The sequence below is a fragment of the Paenibacillus sp. J22R232 genome (genome assembly GCF_056269165.1).
The window spans coordinates 248,382-268,469 of sequence record NZ_JBWDNK010000003.1; the positions used below are offsets into that span (position 1 = coordinate 248,382).

Sequence of the window (20,088 nt, forward strand, 5' to 3'; positions counted from 1 at the left end):
GGTTTTTAAGGCGGCGATTCGAGTGTATAAACGTATATCTACATTAGTCATCCTAATCGTGATGGGCATCCTTCTTGTACTTCCCCATCCTCGTGCGTTGGCGCTTCAGGATGAGAATGCGGCTTCTGTCCTGCTCGTCTATGACAGCTTGGCAATCGGAACGGAAAACGAAGGGAATGTTGAAGCGCTCCAGCGTTTGCTTGCTTCTTTCGGTGTTAAGCTCACCGTGCAATCCCAGGGTGACTATCAATCCGAAACGATGTTCCGGTATGAGAAGGTCATTGGTCTCGTGAATGAACCGGAGCTGCCGGAGGCCAGTCGCGCATACGCTAATGATCTTGAGGTTTACCAAGGCAATTATCTTTATATCGGCGGCAATGCGCCTGCGAAGGTCAAGGACAAGCTAAGCCTGAAGCTGCAGATTAGCGGGCAAGAATCCGTTCGTTTGTCTATCGGACCGTTCATGGAGCAGGCTATTCAGGTAAAGCAGATAGCCTATATCGCAGAAGCGAAAGGAAAGCCATATGGCAGCGTGATTTCAGCCAGCAAGGAGGAGCCGTCGCCCTATGGCATTATCCGCGATGGAATAGCTTATATTCCGTTTTTCGAGAAGGGCAATCTCAGTGAAATCGCAATCTCCTATCTGTTAAAAGACTGGCTTGGAATAACGGAGCCAAGCGCCAATTATTTAGTATTTAAAGAAATATATCCTTTTTCTGATTTAGAGCTGCTCGTTAAGCTGGCCGATAAGCTTTACGATGCCGGTATTCCGTTTATGGCAAGCGTAAGGCCTGTGCTGGGCAATACGGATTATCCGGCGACGAAGCGTTACTTGGAGGCATTAAAATACGTGCAATCCAGAAATGGCACGGTACTCATAAACGCGCCTGCCGTTGCTTCCACAATTAGCGAGCTTGACCGTGATTTAAGAAGCCAAATGGAGAACTTTATCGACGTGTTGGCTGATTACGGCATTGCACCGCTTGGCATGGGAGCAGAGCTGTATTGGTCTTATGACAGCTATTATGTGGAGAAGGCAATGTCTCTATTTGATTCAGCGCTGTTATTCCCGAACGAGAAGCTTATGTACAAGTCACGAACGAATACGTCACAGCCATTCGGTTCTTCGGTTTACAGCTTGGGGCCAGACGATTTGGAGGCATATGAATACAAGGAGAAGCTGATAAAGCCTTTGCCGATGGATACAGCGGTAACCTTTCCTTTTTTTGATAACGAAGCGGAACTTAATGAAGAAGTACAGAAGCTTATTGACGGTTGGATTACGTTTGCGGATTTTAAAGCCGGCGAGCATACCGTGAAGACGACTAAGAATAGCATTGCTTCCCGTAACGGCATTCTGCAAATCAATGGTCAGAGCTTGTCAATCGTAAGCGAGAGAACGAGCATTGACTCTGATTACATATACGAACCGGAACAAGCAGTAAGCTTTGAGAAATGGTTTGCCGTACAAAACAAGCTCTTCATCGGCATCATTTTAATCGCCATCGCTGTTTTCGCGGTACTGTTTTTCTTAGGCTCCCGGATGTATAGACGCAAATACTACAAGTGAGGAGCAAGACATGACACTAGCCGATATTTTGATGTTGATTGCGGTAATTTGTATCTGGTCGCTGCTGCTAGTAAACGTAGTGCTTATTATCGCGGGGTATTTTTTTTATATGCAAAACGAGAGAAGACCTGTTCCGATCATAGAAGGGGAAGCGCCGTTCGTATCGATCATGGTGCCTGCGCATAATGAGGGAATCGTAATCGTACAGACGGTGACAGCGCTGCTCGCGCTGGATTATCCGCATGATCGATACGAGATCATCGTCATTAATGATAATTCTTCCGATAACAGCAGCGAGCTGCTTGGAAATTTGCAGAAGAAGCATGCTGGGAGGCAATTAATCGTGATTAACACGGATGCGGTTACCGGCGGGAAAGGAAAATCCAACGCGCTCAACATAGGCTTTGCACAAAGCAAAGGAGAGCTGATCGCCATTTACGATGCGGACAATACGCCGGAGAAAACAGCGCTTCGTTACCTTGTAGGCGAGATTCTGGATGATAGCAAGCTCGGGGCTGTCATCGGCAAATTCAGAACCCGTAACCGCAATGCGAGCCTATTAACCCGTTTCATTAATATCGAGACCTTGTCGTTTCAATGGATGGCACAGGCTGGCAGATGGAAGCTTTTTAAGCTCTGCACCATACCGGGAACGAACTTCATTATGAGACGCTCCATTGTTGAACAAATCGGAGGCTGGGATGTGAAGGCGATTGCGGAGGATACGGAGATTAGCTTCCGGATCTATATGATGGGATATCGAATCAAGTTTCAGCCGAAAGCCGTGACGTGGGAGCAGGAACCGCAGACCCTTAAAGTATGGTTTAAGCAGCGTACACGTTGGGCAAAGGGAAATATATATGTGATTGTAAAAAATACGCCCTTATTATTTAATCGCTCAGCGAAGAACATTCATTTCGACATTCTGTATTTCATATCGATTTATTTCCTGCTCTTAACCTCTTTGATCATGTCAGATATCTTGTTGATTTTGCATGCGCTTGGATACGTGCATACGACGATAGCGGGGTATAGCCTTTTCCTATGGGTTCTGGCCATTATTTTGTTTATTACGGGTACCTTTATTACCTTGATCACGGAAAAAGGAGAAATGCGCCTTTCCAATGTGTGGATCATCATGCTGATGTATATCACGTATTGCCAACTATGGATGGTCGTTGCAGCATATGGACTATACAACTATATGAAAGATCTCGTTTTCAAAAGAGAAATCAAGTGGTACAAAACGGAACGCTACTAAGTGAGGGGGAGAGGCAATTGCATCAAAGATGGTTTGTAGCTGGCTTGCTCTGCCTTGCTATATTGTTCACCCAGAATGGACATGCTGTCGCAGCCGTTGCGGAGTCTGGCAATATGCAGCATTATGAAATGTCTCTGGCGAGCACGGATTCATTGTTAACCGGAAATGTCGTTTCAAAGCCCTTTTATTTCGAGATCGAGGATTATTGGCGAGTAGAAAAAGTCGTGCTTAATCTGGACTACCAGGCTACTCCACTAGCCCAAGGCGAGCATTCCAGCATTACGCTTGCTGTGAATGGCAGTAACTTTCATTCCTTTCGTCCTACGGAAAGCGAGAAGCAGCAGAATCGTTTGAGCATAGCGGTGCCGAAGGAATTATTGCTTGCCGGCAGTAACACGCTGTCCGTTGAGGGGCTAATACAGACAGGGCAACCGGATAATGCATGCGTGTCGGTTGATAAGCGGGACAGCTGGCTTCAATTATATAAGACTTCTAACCTATCGATCGCTTATGCTAAAGCAGAAATTGCCGGCAGCATAAAGGGCTTCACCGAGCAGTTCGTTGGGCTGGATACGGTTAGTGCGGGAATGAATGCGATAGCCGTTCCGGAAAACAGCGATCCTGCCGAGCTGGAAACAGCGGTTCATGTGCTGTCAGGCTTTGCTAAGGGCAATCCGATTCAGGAAGAAAGCATACCTTTGCTGGAATGGAAATCGGATATGCTGCAGAAGAAATCGATGATTGCCATCGTCGCTTTATTGGACCGGTTGCCTATTGAAGTGAAAAACCAATTAGAGGGTCAGGATCTGAGCAATAAGGGATTGATCCAAGTCATGACCATAGGCAAGCAGCAGGCTCTAGTCGTAACCTCCGCGGATGAGGGAATGCTGGTGAAGGCTGGGCGCCTTTTGTCCAATCAAGGACTCGTACAGCAGCTAAGCGGCAACCTGAAGCTTGTTGATGAGCAAACAGAGGTGGACACGCCTGCGGTGAATGTGAACAAAAACGTAACGCTCACCGATACGGGCGATCGGCTTACGGGGCTTTCACATCAAGAGAAAACCTATTTTATTGCTTTGCCGGCAAACCGTTCCATAGCGGAGGCAAGTAAAATCAGCCTAGATATGCGATATGCGGGCAATCTTGATTTTGACCGCTCGATGGTAACTGTACTAGTCAATGATACGCCGATTGGCAGCAAGAAGCTGAGCGCCGAGCTTGCCAACGGAGATAAATTAACATTGCCTATTCCGAAAAACCAGGACATAACGGGCAATTTCTCAATCACCGTTGCTTTTGATCTTGAATTGAAAAATGCGGGCTGTATCGAGCTTGGAGATGAAATGCCGTGGGCCTTCATAGAAAATAGCTCGGTCATGCAGCTGAATACGATGGACAAAACGTCATTGCTATTCAACAACTACCCCAATCCCTTTTTGCGGGACGGTGCCTATAACCAAGTTGCGGTCGTACTCCCAGAGGAGCGTGACCGCTATACGTATCTAACCATTTCCAACCTTTTCAACATGCTTGGTCGCTTTGCCGAGAGCAATGCGGGAGACATACATTTCTATGAAGACGGCACGGATGCAGCGGAGCTGGAGAAACATAATATTATTGCAATCGGCACGTATCAGAACAACAAGGTCATTCGCGACCAGAACAGTAAGCTTTATTTTCAATACAACCAAGCCGGCGACTCCATCGTATCCAATGAGAAAATGAGCATTGACGCCGATTACGGAAAGCGTATTGGGATTTTGCAGCTGATCGATTCGCCCTATAAGTCTGGCCTTGGATTAATGGCTGTCACGGGTGCAGGCTCCGAGTATTATTTCATGGCATCCAAGCTGCTTACGAGTGAGAGCACGAAATGGAAGGTATTCGGGGATGGTGCAGTAACGGACAAGGACGGCAACATTCAAGCGTTCCGATTCAAGAAACAGGCTGGGCAAGAGCAAGCAACGGTATTGGAAGACGTTATGCAAAGGAGCGACGTGCTTGGGTTTATGATTGCTGTTGGCTTAATTCTCGTTGTCATCTTGCTCTCGCTTATCCTGCTCATACGCAAATATCGCATGAAGCGGAGGGAGAGCGATGAAACGTAATCAAAGCAGCTTAATGTCGGACATTGCATTTTTACTGTTGTTCTTGGTTTGTCTGATCTGCATGATGTTCACGGCAGGCAGCTCCGACCAATATATTCTAAACATTATTTTGTTGAATGTCGCTTTTCTAATCGCAATCGTCACTTATTTCACGACGGTTACCACAGGGCTGATTTTAAATATCGTATTTATTTTCGGCTACGGTACGTTTACGTTGTATCAGACCATCGCTGTAGGCGATGTCGTAAGCGTTCAGAATTATTTCTGGCTAATTATGACTCCGATCATTACAGCAGTTACTTGGATGTTGACCTCTGCGAACAAACAGCTTCAAGCAGAGAAGGATTTGCTAATTAAGCAGAATGCTTCTTTGGCTACGATGGATGAGCGCACGAACCTGAAAAACAGCCGTTCCTTTCAAAAGGACGCGACCGTGTTTATGGCGCTCTCTACGCGGTACCAAATTCCGCTTACTTTATTGGTAGTGACCGTGAAGTATTGGGATGAATTAAGCCGGATGATCAGCCAAGATCAGATGACGGAGATGATTTATGACGTTTCCAAGTTAAACGAGACCAGTATCCGATTAAATGATTCCCTCTACATGCTGAACACGGAAACGCCAACTTGGGGGATGCTCCTCTTTACCGATGATGACGGCGCCAATATCGTGATCAAGCGGTTAAGGGAAAAAACGGAATCATTTAATTCGGTTGAGTTCGCTGGAAAATACCGGGTCGAACTGAAACTTACGATGAGCGCCGTTCAATATCATCCGGAATCGATCGCAACGCCGCTTGATTTCATCGTTCAAGCACGGAAACGTTTAGAATACGATGTATAGTTTGTTCGCTGATAGGATGATATAAAGCGCCGAAATCTTTAGGATTCGGTGCTTTTTCTTATGCCGTAAAGGTGCCAATGCGACAAAATACGAAGGCAAAAAAAGGAATGCTATTGACTTTGTTCTCTTTAAAGAACTAAAATATACTTATTGTCTGTTATAAAGTTTTGTGTTTGGGAGACGCTTTGTTAATTGTTAGGATCTAAACTGGCCGAAGGAGAATAATATGATTGGGGAACGGATTAAGAGTCTACGGGAAAAAAAGGGCTATTCGATAACGAAGCTTGCCGACCTAGCAGGCGTATCCAAGTCCTATTTGAGCTACATTGAACGCAATATGCAGAACAACCCTTCACTACAGGTAATGGCAAAAATCGCTGCGCCTTTGGATTCTAATATTGAATATTTACTTGGAGAAGAACATTTACCGAAACTTAACCATGAAGAATTGCTTGACGAGGAATGGCGTTCGATTATTAAAGACGCGGTAGACGAAGGCATGAGCAAGGGAGATTTCCAAGCGTTGAAAGACCTAATCCGCTCGAATATGTGGAAGGAAAACAGGCTTGAAGTGAATCCTCAATCAGGCAACAAAAAGAAAACATCGAATATCATCATTCTTCATATCGATAATTAATGGAGAACAAAAAGGAAGCAAAATGGTATTGACATGTTCTATATAAAGAACTAATATTGTGTTATTGTTCTTTATAAAAAACAACGATAGCAGGTGTTTACATGTACGTTAGTCAATCAGATGACTCGCAATCCGTTCGCGCAGAAAAAGAAAAAACGAAAGAAATCAACATTAAGGCATTATACGCAGTCATTCGCAAACGAATATGGCTAATCGCGCTCATTACGATTGCAGCAACGTTTTTGGCGGGCCTCTATAACAGTAGGCCTGAAACGCCTATGTATGCCGCAACCTCCAGAATGATCGTTGCCGCAAGTCCAGATATGATTGGCACCGTTAGGGTTCTGTTCAGGGAACCCCTCGTTCTGAATCAAATTATAGAACAGCTTGGAATAAACCGTTCAGTTGCGCAGCTCAGAGGACAAATTCGAGTCGACAGCGTCGACGGCTCGCTGGTTACCGTTGTTTCGGTTGTCGATTCTGATCCTAAGTTGGCAGCTGAAATTGCAAATACGGGTGTTGAGATTTATAAGCGAGTGGCAAGCGATACATTAGGCGTTACAAGCATTCGGCTTCTAACGCAGGCCGAAGAGAACCCGTTTCCGATTAATGAGCAAAGCAATACAATCGTGCTTGTCGGTTTTATGTTTGGTTTAATTCTGAGCGTAGGCTTAGTATTTCTGCTAGATTCGCTTGATGATTCTATCAAATCGGAACGAGAGATTGAAGAACTGCTGGGCTTAACCATGCTTGGTCAAGTAGGCAAGGTGAAACGCAAGGATTACTCCAGATTTTTGAAGAAAAGAAAAACAATCGTTGTGAGAGGTGAAACCATTGGTTCGTGAACGTCAAAAAGCGTCAAAATCATACGTGAATAGAAGCTTGCTATCCTACATTAATCCCCACGGTTCGATATCCGAGCAATACCGTACCATTCGCAATAACATTCAATATGCGGCTAATGGCAAAAAAATTCGTTCCTTGCTAGTGACATCGCCTTCTGAAGGCGAGGGAAAATCAACGGCAGCTGTCAATCTAGCGGTGTGCATGGCTCAGCGCGGCGACCGTGTACTTATTATCGATGCCAATTTCAGAAACCCGATTATCAACAAAATTTTCAATGTGCAAACCTCGCCTGGCCTATCGAACGTGCTTGGCCAACAGCTCGAAATCCGCGAAGCCATCTATAATACCGAGGTTGAAGGGCTGGATATACTTCCAAGCGGCCAGCGCCTCTTCAACTCAACGGAGCTGCTAGATTCGCAAATGATGGCTGATGTCATGTCGTTTGCGTCCGAGCAATATGACATGGTGCTGCTCGATTGTCCGCCAGTTCTCGGCGTATCGGATACGAATGCGCTGGTAAGCAAATGCGATGGCGTCATCTTGCTGTTAAGAAGCGGGAAAACACAGCAAGAGCTTGCACTCGAAGCGAAGCGGGCGTTGTTGTTCGCGAAAGCCAATATTCTTGGCGTCATATTAAATAAGAAAAGCGTATGATGATCGCTACCGGATAGCGCTTTTTTAAAAATAGAGGAAAGGAAATGATTTCGCCAACCTTTCTCTATATTTCTCGGTATGAAACGCGCCGCGCCGTCAAAGGACGGCGACAGGAGTTTCACCTTACGGCATAACGTTCTTTATAAAGAACAAATTATTCTAAATAAGAATGTTTTAATGTACGGTGATGTCTCCTAACCGTTATCAACGGAGGCACTCGGCCATGCTGTGGGTTAGGTCAAACCTTAGACGCGAGTCGTCAGGAGTGTGGTGTGAGGAGGGGTTGAATGCCCTGGTATCTGCGTTAGGGTTTTTAACTAAACGGTTTTGCTAAAACCTTTTAGTTAAACACTCTAAAGTGTTGCGGTATTCAGCTTGCGATGAGCCAACAGGGCTTGCGTAGTTGTAGGCATTTGCTAGAAATGAAGGATGATAGGAAAGGGTGAAAGGGATTGACGTACAGGCAAAGACTGTCTTTTTTAATGTTTATTGACTCCTTTATCGTGTTAACGGCTATTTTTTTCAGCAGGTTTTTACTTAGTGCTTCGCTCGACGTGGTGACGGCGCCGATTGTAATCAGCTCGATTACACTACTATTGAGTCATCATTTCTTTTCTTTTTATTACAAGCTGTATAAGAAGGCATGGGAATATGCGAGTGTCGGGGAGCTGCTCATTATTACAAAGGCCGTTACCTTCTCGATCATAGCGGCAGCGCTCATCCAGCAGGTAGTGATGCAGGATGTTTTTTTTAGGCTGCTTGCTGTCACTTGGATGATCCATATGCTTTTAATTGGCGGCTCGAGACTGTGCTGGCGCATATTCCGAGGCGGCTATCATAAAAATGTTGGGATGCGGAAACGCACTTTAATTGTAGGCGCGGGATCTGCAGGCACGATGCTTGCCCGGCAGCTGTTAAGCAACAGCGATACAGAGCTGCTGCCTATCGCGTTCATCGATGACGATGTCAATAAACATAGTTTAGACATTATGGGCATTCCCGTTAGAGGGGGCGTATCAAGCATTGCTAAAGCGGCGCAAGAGCTGGATATCAACAATATCGTGATCGCAATTCCTTCGCTAAGCAAAAAACAGTTGAACACCATCTTCAGCGAATGCGCGAAAACGAGAGCGAAAACGCAAATTATACCGATGCTCGAAGATTTGGCTACCGGAAGAATTTCGGTTAGTCAATTTCGTGACGTTCAGGTCGAGGATCTGCTTGGACGGGAGCCTGTCGAGCTTGATATTGAAAGCATTTCAGGCTACGTAACCCAGAAGGTTGTTATGGTGACGGGTGCAGGGGGATCGATCGGGTCAGAGGTCTGCCGCCAAATTTCAAGGTTTTTGCCGGAGAAGCTTATTTTGCTTGGACATGGGGAGAACAGCATTTACTCCATTGAGATGGAGCTGAAAGAGCTGTACGGACATACGAATATTGAGTTCGTAACGGAGATAGCGGATTTGCAGGATGCGGCCAAAATGCTGTCGGTTATGCAGGCGCACCGTCCACAGGTTGTGTATCATGCGGCTGCGCATAAGCATGTGCCGCTCATGGAGAGAAATCCGGAGGAGGCATTCAAAAACAACGTGATGGGCACTCTGAATGCGGCTAGAGCCGCTAACCAGGCAAAGGTCGATACGTTTGTTATGATCTCCACGGATAAGGCGGTAAACCCGACCAGCGTGATGGGCGCGACCAAGCGCATTGCGGAGATGGTCATTCAGCATATGGACCGTATGAGCAATACCAAATTTGTAGCCGTACGCTTCGGCAACGTGCTGGGAAGCCGGGGCAGCGTTATTCCGCTGTTCAAGAAACAGATTGAAAAGGGCGGGCCGGTCACGGTGACCCACCCGGACATGGTTCGTTATTTCATGACCATTCCCGAGGCCTCGCGGCTCGTCATCCAAGCAGGCGCGCTCGCCAGAGGCGGAGAAATATTCGTACTGGACATGGGCGACCCGGTCAAAATTACCGATCTCGCGCAAAATGTCATTCGAATGTCGGGCTTTACGGTAGAGGAGATCGGCATTCACTATACGGGTATCCGGCCGGGCGAGAAGCTCTTTGAAGAAATGCTAAAGGATAACGAAATAAACGAGAAGCAAGTATATCCGAAAATATACATAGGCAAATCATCGGACATTTATTTTGAGCAGATCGAAGAGATTATTGCCCTTCATGGCGGGATGAACAAGGCAGAACTACGCATCCGGCTGCTTGATCTCGCAAACAACGTCGTTGAACTGCCGGAATTCGCCTCCGTAACGGGCTAATTTGAAAAAGGGGCTGTTGAAGCTATGAAAGTAAGAAAAGCGATTATACCGGCTGCGGGACTCGGCACTAGATTTCTGCCCGCAACCAAAGCGATGCCGAAGGAAATGCTGCCTATCGTAGATAAGCCGACCATTCAATATATCGTGGAAGAAGCGATTGAATCCGGCATTGAGGATATCATTATTGTAACGGGAAAAGGCAAACGGGCGATCGAGGACCATTTTGACAATTCGATCGAGCTGGAACAAATATTGACGGCCAAGCATAAGTTCGATCTGCTCAGCGAGGTTCGCAAATCGGCGGATATGGTGGATATTCATTATATTCGCCAAAAGGAGCCCAAGGGACTGGGCCATGCCATTTGGTGCGCCCGCAAATTTATTGGGAATGAACCATTCGCCGTGCTGCTTGGGGACGATATCATTTCCGCGGAGAAGCCTTGCATCAAACAAATGATCGAAAAGTATGAGGAGTATCATACCTCAATAATCGGCGTGCAGCGGGTAGCGGACGAAGCGGTGTCCAGATATGGCATCGTCGATGGATCGTTGATGGAGGATGGCTTCCACCGGGTTAGGCATTTGGTCGAAAAGCCTGCCAGAGAACTCGCGCCATCGAATATGGCGATCATGGGACGGTATATTTTGAATCCGTCCATCTTTGATATATTGGGTAACCAGACACCGGGTGCAGGCGGGGAAATCCAGCTTACGGACGCGATTGCGGCATTAAACCTGTCGGAGGCGGTATACGCCTATGAATTTGAAGGCAAGCGCTATGATGTGGGAGAGAAAATGGGCTTTATACAAACGACGATTGAGTTTGCTCTGCAGCGTGAGGATTTGCGTTATGACCTCTTAAACTACTTGTCCACCATGGTTGAACGAGAAGCAGCTAGAAAATAATTCTAGTATAGGATGGTATGAGCATGCCTAATAAAATATTATTTTGCGCAACGGTTGACTACCACTTCAAGGCATTTCATTTGCCTGTTATGGAATGGTTCAAGCAGCAGGGCTGGGAGGTTCATATCGCCGCTAAAGGCGAGATGGAGCTCCCTTTTGTTGACCGCAAGTTTAATTTGCCGATCGAGAGATCTCCTATCCACGCGAATAATGCGGCAGCGTACCGCGAGTTGAAAGCTGTCATTAACGAACAGCAATATAAAATCATTCATTGCCATACGCCGACGGGCGGCGTACTTGCCCGTTTGGCCGCACGGGAAGCTAGAAAAAAAGGCACGAAGGTAATTTATACGGCACATGGCTTTCATTTCTGTAAAGGCGGCTCTCTACTGAACTGGATTCTTTATTACCCAGTCGAGAAATATTTTGCGCGTCTGACAGATTGCCTGATCACGATTAACAACGAAGATCACCAGCTGGCCGTTTCGAAGCGCTTCAAAGCGAAGCAAATTGCCCATGTTCACGGCGTAGGCGTGAATACTTCAAACTATAAGCCCATGTCCAAAATCGACAAATGGCGGCTGCGTCAGGAGCTTGATTACCGAACGGACGATTTCTTGATGTTTTACGCCGCCGAGTTCAACAAGAATAAAAACCATCAGCTATTAATTCATGCAATGGCAGCTATCAAAGAAGAGGTGCCCCATGCAAGGCTGCTGCTTGCGGGAAAAGGCACTCTCCTGGAGGAGAGCAAGCAGCTTGCCGAGCAGCTCGGCGTAAGCGCTATGGTTCATTTCCTTGGCTACCGGACGGACATCGACAAGCTTCTGCCGATGTGCGACGTAGCTGTCGCATCCAGCCTGCGCGAGGGGCTTCCTGTCAACATTATGGAGGCTATGGCTTGCGGCCTGCCGATCGTCGCCACACGGAATAGGGGTCATTCAGAGCTGGTGATGGATGGGGAAAATGGGTATTTGGTGAAAGAAAATCAAATGAAGGTTTTTGCAACCAAGTTGGTTGAGCTTAGCAGATCCAAATCTTTACGAGAAGAGTTAGGGGAGAAAAGCAGCGCAATGGTTAAGAAATACTCTCTAGCGCAAGTAACGTTAGAGCTGAACGATATTTACAAATCTTTAATGGAACAGCCGCAGGCAGATAATAAGGAGAGGTTACAATGGGTGGTCCTTTAAGGGTATTGCACGTAGTAGTTAATATGAATCGCGGCGGAGCAGAGACCCTGCTGATGAATATGTACCGTCATATCGATAGATCTAAAATTCAGTTTGATTTTCTAACATGCAAAGAGGGTGTATTTGATGATGAGATTCGAAGCCTGGGCGGAATCATATATCGTACCCCTTATATTACGGAGGCTGGCCATCGAGGTTATTTGAGAGGCTTGGACCATTTTTTTCTTACCCATGCAGACTATAAGGTTGTTCACTCGCACATGGATAAAATGAGTGGATATGTACTGAGAGCAGCTCGCCGAGCAGCTATTCCGATGCGGATTGCACATAGCCACAACACAAGCAGCGAAGGCAGCGTCCCTTCACGCCTCTATAAGTGGTATGCAGGAACTTTTGTGGAGTCGGCAGCGACGCATTATGTTGCTTGCTCAAAAGCAGCTGCTCGTTGGATGTTTCCGCGAAAAGAGGAATCTGTCCTTATTTTACAAAACGGCATAGCATGTGAGAAATTCATTTATTCTGCAGAAACACGATTAAGGCTGCGCAAAGAGTTCAGCATTCCGGATGATTGTTTTGTAGTCGGCCATGTAGGAAGGTTCGCTCATCAAAAAAATCATGTTCAACTGATTGCTATGTTTCACAAACTTCTAGATAAAAAGCCGAATAGTATGCTGCTTTTAGTTGGTGACGGGCCTCTAAAGGCTGAAATAGAAAGAAAGGTAAGAGAGCTTCAAGTCGAGGATCATGTCATGTTTCTTGGCGTTAAAAGCAACATTAACGAGATGCTTCAGGCGTTTGATGTATTTGTATTCCCATCCTACCATGAAGGGCTTGGCATTGTCGTTATTGAGGCGCAAGGGGCAGGGCTGCCATGCATCATTTCGAACACAATCCCGGCGGAGGTAGATATGGGAATAGGCCTGGTGCAATTTTTCTCATTGAAAAATGCAAATAGCGGTATTAATCAAATCGTTGAAGCATCAAAATCGACGACGCGTGGAATTCCAGTTGGTGCGTTAGCACAAAAGGGTTATGATATCCGACAAACCGTACAGAAGGCGACATCACTATATTTATCACAATTCGAGGTGGAATATGAAGACGTTAACCGTGTTTACGCCCACGTATAATCGAGCTTACTGCTTGCATCAGGTATATGAGAGCTTGCAGCGTCAGACATGCAAGGATTTCGAGTGGCTGATTATTGATGACGGATCAAGCGACGATACCGAGAAGCTTGTTGCTAGTTGGGTAGCTAAACAGGATATGACCATCAATTACGTCTATCAGCAAAATCAAGGGATGCATGGCGCGCATAATACGGCATATGAGCGAATTAAAACTGAGCTTAATGTATGTATTGATTCCGATGATTATATGCCTGATGATGCGGTAGAACGAATCGTGAGTTTCTGGCAAAACAATAAAAGTGAGAAGGTTTGCGGATTTGTCGGATTAGATGCTTATACAAACGGAAATATCGTTGGTTCTGCATTTCCCGATGAACTGAAAAGTGCCACTCTTTTTGATTTATATCACAAGTATGGTGTAACTGGCGATAAAAAGTTAGTCTATCGTAGCTCCCTCACCAAACGATATCCTTACCCTCTATTTGAAGGCGAAAGGTACGTTGGATTAGATTATAAATATCATTTAATTAATCAACAGTATGAATTGCTGCTTATGAACGAGGTTTTATGTCATGTAGAATACTTAGCCGATGGGTCATCGCGAAACATGTTGATGCAGTATCGGAAAAATCCTAATGGATTTGTTTTCTATCGAAAGTCCTTAATGGAAATGCCGTATGGAAATTTTAAGTATAAATACAGGCAAGCCATTCATTACGTATCTAGCGGACTGATGTCAAAAAACGCGAGTTGGCTAAAAGATGCACCGTCCAAAGTTTTGACAATTGCTGCTTTATGCCCTGGCATTTTGTTATATGGTTACATCACATTAAAAACGAGCAAAGCATATAAAGCGAAAGGAACAGCCAATGACTATCCTGTGGCTTAATTTAGTTGTCGTGTTTATGTTGGCGACTTTCGCTCGATATTTTGCTGTACCGGCAAAAATAGGTTTTTTCAACATTCAGCCTAACAAAATATTAGCGGCGGCAGCCGCGGCTTCCCTTATTTTAGTTTCAGGCTTACGTAATAACATCGGCGATACATTCTTTTATGTTCATGCCTATACTGTGGATACATATGATTGGGCAACCATTGTCAGTAAGAAGGACATAGGTTTTGGTATCCTGCAATTATTGCTCAAGCAGATTACAGCCGATCCACAAATTTTATTAATCACTACAGCTTTAGTGACAAATATGATTATTGCAATTGTTATGTTCAAATATTCTCGTATGTATGAGTTAAGCCTATATGTGTACATAACGTCAGGTGCTTTTGTCGTTTCAATGAATGGGCTGAGACAGTTTCTAGCTGCGGCCATCGTATTTGCTGCGACCAAGGCACTTTTCGATGGCAAATGGAAAACGTACATGGCAGTCGTATTGTTTGCTGCAGTTTTTCATCAGAGTGCGCTTGTCATGCTGCCACTTTATTTTATTGTTAGAAGGAAAGCATGGACAGGGTCAACTTTTTTATTACTGTCGGTAGCCATTATGATTGTCGTCGGTTTTAACCAATTTTCTGATTTGTTATTTAAAGCGATCCAAGGAACACAATACGCGCATTATCAAAATTTCGAAGAGGGTGGAGCGAGCGTCATTCGCGTATTCGTATATGCGATCCCGTTAATAATATGCTTCTTGGGCAGGGGAAAAATGAGGACGTTATTTCCAAAAAGTGATATATTAGCGAATCTATCTATTATTGGAATTGTGCTCATGATTATCTCGACTCAAAACTGGATATTTGCAAGAATGACGATTTATTTTAATCTTTATCAATTAATTTTAATTGGTTGGATCGTTAAAGTATTTCGAGTGAAAGATCAGAAATTAATATACTTCGCCATTCTAATCTTTTATTTGCTATTTTTCTATTTTGAGAGTGTCATTACGCTGGATATCAGATATACAAGCGATTATTTAACATGGCAATCATAAAGGAGGCAGGACGGTGAACGAAGCGGAACAAATTCCCCGCATTTTGCATTACTGCTGGTTCGGCAGGGGGGAGAAACCTCGGAAAATCGTGAAGTGCATGAAAAGCTGGGAAAAACATCTAGGACATTTTCAAGTCATGGAGTGGAATGAAGATAACTTTGATATCTCTTCCATTCGATATGTGAAAGAAGCGTATGAAGCGCGCAAATTTGCTTTCGTAAGTGATTATGTTCGTTTATATGCGTTATATTTGCACGGCGGCATCTATTTGGACACCGATGTCGAAGTAATTAAGCCATTGGATAAATTTTTGGGTCATGAGGCTTTCTCAGGCTTCGAAGATCAACGCTTTTTACAATCAGGTACGATGGGAGCAGCGAAAAAGCATCCGTGGATAAAAGAATTACTTGAAAATTACGATAAGAGAAGCTTTTTACTTCCTGGGGGAAAGCTTGATACAACGACCAACACTGCCGTTATAACTGAAATATGCAGCCGGCATGACCTTCAATTAAACGGCGAGTTTCAAGTATTAGCTAATGGCGTGACCTTTTATCCCCGTACATATTTCAGCCCGTATGATTACATCGATGGCGGTAATTACATATCAAATGACAGCTACACCATTCATCATTTCGCTCAATCTTGGCTGCCAGCGCATGTTCGACTTAGAGGCGAGGTGAAGAAAGTCGTAAGCCGCGTCGTCGGCCCAACAGTCATCTCCAAAATGAGAAAGCTGCTATCTTCCAATTAAAAGCCATTATTTCAATATCAGGAGCTCATACCGATGATAAAAAGATTATTTGATTTCGTACTCTCAGCTGTTCTTTTGGTGCTGCTTTCCCCGATTATCGCGATAACCGCAATCCTTGTGCGCTTCAAGCTGGGAGCGCCGATCATGTTCAAGCAGCAGCGTCCCGGCTTGCATGGCGTTCCGTTCTACGTGTACAAACTTCGGACGATGACCTCCGAGAAGGACAGCATGGGCAAGCTGCTGCCGGATCATCTGAGGCTGACAGCTTTTGGCAGTCTTATGCGCAAATTCAGTCTGGATGAGCTGCTGCAGCTCGTGAATGTCCTGAAAGGCGAGCTTAGCCTCATTGGGCCGCGTCCGCTCCTAATGGAATATTTGCCGCTGTATAACACCGATCAGGCTAAACGCCATTTAGTACGCCCAGGCATTACAGGGTGGGCACAAGTACATGGCAGAAACGCGGTTTCGTGGGAGGAGAGATTCCAGCATGATGTCTGGTATGTAGAAAATCAAAGCTTTATGCTGGATCTCAAAATTTTGGCCATGACGGTAAAGAAGGTCATTAAGTCGGAAGGGGTCTCGAATGGCAATCATGTCACGATGCCCGTATTTCAAGGAACCACGACAAGCAGTGAAGGGTAAAGCCATTTCTCAAGCGGCAGCATAGCTTGGGGAATGGCTTATTTTATTGGAAAAGGAAGTGTGGCAGTGTGTCGACAAATGAAAGGAAACGAATCTACCTATCACCACCGCATATGAGCGGGAAAGAACAGCGCTATATTGACGAGGCTTTTGAAACCAATTGGATTGCACCGTTGGGGCCGCATATCGATGCCTTTGAGAAACAAATGGCGGCTTATGTGGGGACGGCGGACGCGGTAGCGGTAAGCTCGGGAACGGCTGCGATCCATCTAGCTTTGCAGCTGCTTGGCGTAGGTACGGGAGATAAGGTGTTTTGCTCCAGTTTTACTTTTGTAGCAAGCGCTAATCCGATTCGGTATTGCCATGCGGAGCCTGTCTTTATAGATTCGGAGCCAGAAACCTGGAATATGTCGCCTTCGGCATTAAAGCGGGCATTCGAAGATGCCGATCGCAGAGGAGAATTGCCGAAAGCCGTAATCGTCGTACATTTGTATGGTCAAGTATCCAAGATGGATGAGCTCATGGCATTGTGTGAGCAGTATGAAGTACCTTTAATCGAGGACGCTGCGGAATCGCTGGGGTCTACGTACAAAGGGAAACAGAGCGGTTCATTCGGGAAGCTTGGCATTTTTTCATTCAACGGGAACAAGATTATTACGACTTCAGGCGGAGGGATGCTCGTATCTGATGACGTGGAGCTCCTGAGAAAAGCACGCTTCCTAGCTACGCAGGCAAGAGATACGGCACCGCATTACCAGCATAGCAGCATGGGATTCAACTATCGGATGAGCAATATATTGGCAGGTGTAGGAAGGGCCCAGCTTGAGGTAATAGACGATCGGGTCGCGGCTAGAAGAGCGATATTCGATAATTATGTACGGGCATTCTCGGACAGGCAAGGCGTAAGTTTTATGCCCGAGCTGAACGGTACGCGCTCGAACCGCTGGCTGTCGACCCTCGTTCTCGACAAGGGAGAGACGAATGCAACCGTTACAGAGCTGCTCACCACGATGGAAGCCGCGAATATAGAAGCGCGTCCGCTGTGGAAGCCGCTGCACTTGCAGCCGCTGTTCGAAGGTATGCGCTTTTATGCCCATGCGGGCGAGGTAGCCGTCTGCGAAAGGCTGTTCGAGAGCGGGCTTTGTTTGCCGTCGGGCTCCAGCATGTCATTCGTTGATCAGGTGAGAGTGACGGACTGCATGAACGAGGTATTTGATAAGGCAGCCGAAAAAAGCGCGCAGTCTGCATAGGAGGAGCCTAGAGATATCGTTCGCCTGGTACTCTTGCACGAACAGCCTTAGCAGGCGTTCCGTAAGCAACCATATATGCTGCAATGTCGGTTAAGACGGTAGAGCCAGCGCCAATTACGGTGTGCTCGCCGATTGTTTTGCCATGAATGATGGCTGCTCCCAGCGATACGACTGAGTAGTCGCCGATCCGTACGTTTCCGCCTGTACACGCACCCGGCGCCAACGTTACATAGTTTCCGATCGTCGTATCATGCTCGGCAATGGTATTTGCGTACAAAACGCAATGTTCGTTGATTCGTGCATCGCTGCCAACGACGCTGCCAGCCATAATGATTGTACCGCTTCCGATTTGTGCACCCCTGGCTACTGAAGCGCTAGGATGGATTGCCGTGATGAAGGTAAAGTGAGGTAGAATGCTCTTGATTTTCTCGACGACGGCTGCGCGTGTCCAGTTATCGCCAATAGCGACAATCCCGCTGTTCGCAAGCGCTTCATGCTGTACCAGCCATTGTTCATTGCCCAGAACCTCATAGCCATAAAACGTTGTGCCAGCGGGCTTCAAGCCGTCAATGATGCCAACGATGTGGTATATGCCGGTTTTTTCTATGGTATCTATTACGGCTTTGGCATGACCGCCAGCACCAAATACGATAATATGTATCATATCTCTAACACCTCCTTAAAAATAACCGTTTCAACCGCTCTTTCATTCTAGCAGATATAAGGTTATTTTTGTAAGCGTAAAGAGAGAATGACGATTGACAGATATTAGGGAAGGTGTTAATCTGTACTTGTGTTCGTTTTATAGAACAAAATTATATTTTTGTTCGTTATTGGCTAATTAGTATGAAGGAGAAATTCATGAATAACGATGTCACTCTCCATAAAGAAGACTTGTCTGATGAATTGAGACTCATGCTCTCGATTCTTTCCATGGACAATAAAGCCGAGATCACATTCGATCTGCAGGAACTGCTCCGTCATGCGGATTGGGACCGGTTTATTGAGCTGGCTAGGCATCATAGGGTGTTTCCTTCACTTAACCATAAGCTGCAGAAGCTGAAAGCGAATGGCATCCCTGTGTTCGTGTCGCAGTTGTTTCAACGTGATTATTATCGGAATACGCTGCAAATGCTCACATTAAGCGGAGAAATGGAGCAGCTTGCCAAATTGTTCTCTGACAATGGCATTCGTTCATTATTTCTGAAGGGGCCCGTCATTGCCGCCGACTTGTACGGAGATGTATCGCTGCGAACTTCATGTGATCTTGATTTGCTCGTACCCATTGATGATCTAGAGAGAACGGAAAACCTGCTCCTCTCTTGCGGATACGTGAAAGATGATTATATTTTGACGGTATTGAATGATTGGAAATGGCGTCATCATCATACTTCCTTTATGCATCCAGATAAAAAGATTAAGGTAGAGGTCCATTGGAGACTCAATCCAGCTCCCGCCAAGGAACCGAAATTCGAGGACCTTTGGGAAAGGAGAAGGCAAAGCTCATTAATCTCGCGCCCTATCTATTATTTGGGCAGGGAGGACCTATTCATGTTTTTAGTCTCACACGGTGCGCGTCACGGCTGGTCAAGGCTCCGGTGGCTGCTGGATATTAAACAGCTGCTTGAGCAGAAAGTAGATTGGCCTACGCTAATTCACCTTCTTCGCAAGCATCAGTTCTCGCATATCGGGGGGCAGGCCTTGCTGTTATTAGCCAGATTGTTCGCGGTGCCGCTGCGTGAGGAAATGAAGCCCTTGTTAAGTGATCGAAGAGCAGAATGGTCGGCTGAGGATGCCATGTTCTATGTGCATCGAATGATTAATTTGCATAGTCCTCCCTTGCCGGAGGAAGTAGACCGCTACCATAGGAAGTATCTTTTCGGATTGCTTACGATTAGGCAGAAGATCATGTTTCTCGCCAGCTTTCTCTACCCTTATCCGGAAGACGCCAAAACGCTGCCGCTCCCCAAAGCGCTCCATTTTCTCTATTTTCCGCTTCGTCCTTTCATTTGGGGGTGGAGGAAAATCCGTCCAACCGATAAAGACAAAGAAACCTATATGTGACTAGGAGCAG

General features: G+C 45.8%; 18 protein-coding genes. 17 read left to right on the forward strand and 1 reads right to left on the reverse strand.

What is annotated here, in order from left to right:
• The first annotated feature begins 22 nt into the window (after positions 1-22).
• The 16 genes from AC0YN3_RS12105 (at position 23) to AC0YN3_RS12180 (ending at position 18,014) form a co-directional block, all read left to right on the forward strand.
• Positions 23-1,570, forward strand: a complete 1,548-nt coding sequence (locus tag AC0YN3_RS12105) for a hypothetical protein (RefSeq protein ID WP_475775309.1) — start codon at positions 23-25, stop codon at positions 1,568-1,570.
• A gap of 10 nt (positions 1,571-1,580) precedes the next feature.
• Positions 1,581-2,831 carry a glycosyltransferase family 2 protein gene (locus tag AC0YN3_RS12110; RefSeq protein WP_475775310.1) on the forward strand — a complete coding sequence of 417 codons (1,251 nt, stop codon included), beginning with the start codon at positions 1,581-1,583 and terminating at the stop codon, positions 2,829-2,831.
• 17 nt (positions 2,832-2,848) lie between these two features.
• Positions 2,849-4,939, forward strand: a complete 2,091-nt coding sequence (locus AC0YN3_RS12115; RefSeq protein WP_475775311.1) for a cellulose biosynthesis cyclic di-GMP-binding regulatory protein BcsB — start codon at positions 2,849-2,851, stop codon at positions 4,937-4,939.
• Positions 4,929-5,783, forward strand: a complete 855-nt coding sequence (locus AC0YN3_RS12120) for a diguanylate cyclase domain-containing protein (protein WP_475775312.1) — start codon at positions 4,929-4,931, stop codon at positions 5,781-5,783. The genes AC0YN3_RS12115 and AC0YN3_RS12120 overlap by 11 nt, the downstream gene beginning before the upstream one ends.
• 226 nt (positions 5,784-6,009) lie before the next feature.
• Positions 6,010-6,420 (forward strand): helix-turn-helix domain-containing protein, encoded by a 411-nt coding sequence (locus AC0YN3_RS12125; protein ID WP_475775313.1) that lies wholly within the window; start codon positions 6,010-6,012, stop codon positions 6,418-6,420.
• Between the two features lie 101 nt (positions 6,421-6,521).
• Positions 6,522-7,265: a YveK family protein gene (locus tag AC0YN3_RS12130; protein WP_475775314.1), complete on the forward strand. Its 744-nt coding sequence runs from the start codon at positions 6,522-6,524 to the stop codon at positions 7,263-7,265.
• Positions 7,255-7,920: a CpsD/CapB family tyrosine-protein kinase gene (locus tag AC0YN3_RS12135; RefSeq protein WP_475775315.1), complete on the forward strand. Its 666-nt coding sequence runs from the start codon at positions 7,255-7,257 to the stop codon at positions 7,918-7,920. Before AC0YN3_RS12130 ends, AC0YN3_RS12135 begins: the two co-directional genes overlap by 11 nt.
• A 452-nt stretch (positions 7,921-8,372) precedes the next feature.
• Complete coding sequence (locus AC0YN3_RS12140; protein ID WP_475775316.1) at positions 8,373-10,199, forward strand: polysaccharide biosynthesis protein; 1,827 nt, start codon at positions 8,373-8,375, stop codon at positions 10,197-10,199.
• Positions 10,200-10,223: 24 nt separating this feature from the next.
• A complete protein-coding gene (galU, locus tag AC0YN3_RS12145) occupies positions 10,224-11,105 on the forward strand; it encodes a UTP--glucose-1-phosphate uridylyltransferase GalU (RefSeq protein WP_475775317.1) in 882 nt (293 codons plus the stop codon).
• A 23-nt stretch (positions 11,106-11,128) separates the two neighbouring features.
• Positions 11,129-12,295: a glycosyltransferase family 4 protein gene (locus AC0YN3_RS12150; RefSeq protein ID WP_475775318.1), complete on the forward strand. Its 1,167-nt coding sequence runs from the start codon at positions 11,129-11,131 to the stop codon at positions 12,293-12,295.
• Positions 12,280-13,425, forward strand: a complete 1,146-nt coding sequence (locus AC0YN3_RS12155) for a glycosyltransferase family 1 protein (RefSeq protein ID WP_475775319.1) — start codon at positions 12,280-12,282, stop codon at positions 13,423-13,425. The genes AC0YN3_RS12150 and AC0YN3_RS12155 overlap by 16 nt, the downstream gene beginning before the upstream one ends.
• Positions 13,391-14,314, forward strand: a complete 924-nt coding sequence (locus AC0YN3_RS12160) for a glycosyltransferase family 2 protein (RefSeq protein ID WP_475775320.1) — start codon at positions 13,391-13,393, stop codon at positions 14,312-14,314. The genes AC0YN3_RS12155 and AC0YN3_RS12160 overlap by 35 nt, the downstream gene beginning before the upstream one ends.
• On the forward strand, positions 14,295-15,368 hold the full coding sequence (locus tag AC0YN3_RS12165) for an EpsG family protein (RefSeq protein ID WP_475775321.1): 1,074 nt from the start codon (positions 14,295-14,297) through the stop codon (positions 15,366-15,368). The genes AC0YN3_RS12160 and AC0YN3_RS12165 overlap by 20 nt, the downstream gene beginning before the upstream one ends.
• A 13-nt stretch (positions 15,369-15,381) precedes the next feature.
• The gene (locus AC0YN3_RS12170; protein ID WP_475775322.1) at positions 15,382-16,122 is read left to right on the forward strand and encodes a glycosyltransferase; all 741 of its coding nucleotides are present in this window, start codon (positions 15,382-15,384) and stop codon (positions 16,120-16,122) included.
• 36 nt (positions 16,123-16,158) lie between these two features.
• The gene (locus AC0YN3_RS12175) at positions 16,159-16,764 is read left to right on the forward strand and encodes a sugar transferase (protein ID WP_475775627.1); all 606 of its coding nucleotides are present in this window, start codon (positions 16,159-16,161) and stop codon (positions 16,762-16,764) included.
• A gap of 113 nt (positions 16,765-16,877) precedes the next feature.
• Complete coding sequence (locus tag AC0YN3_RS12180; protein WP_475775628.1) at positions 16,878-18,014, forward strand: aminotransferase class I/II-fold pyridoxal phosphate-dependent enzyme; 1,137 nt, start codon at positions 16,878-16,880, stop codon at positions 18,012-18,014.
• A 7-nt stretch (positions 18,015-18,021) separates the two neighbouring features.
• Here the strand turns inward: AC0YN3_RS12180 and AC0YN3_RS12185 are convergent, their stop codons facing one another.
• Entirely contained in the window at positions 18,022-18,678 is a 657-nt protein-coding gene (locus tag AC0YN3_RS12185) for an acetyltransferase (protein ID WP_475775323.1), read from the reverse strand.
• 197 nt (positions 18,679-18,875) lie between these two features.
• Between AC0YN3_RS12185 and AC0YN3_RS12190 the strand changes: the two genes are divergently transcribed.
• Positions 18,876-20,078: a nucleotidyltransferase domain-containing protein gene (locus tag AC0YN3_RS12190; protein WP_475775324.1), complete on the forward strand. Its 1,203-nt coding sequence runs from the start codon at positions 18,876-18,878 to the stop codon at positions 20,076-20,078.
• The last annotated feature ends 10 nt before the right edge of the window (positions 20,079-20,088 follow it).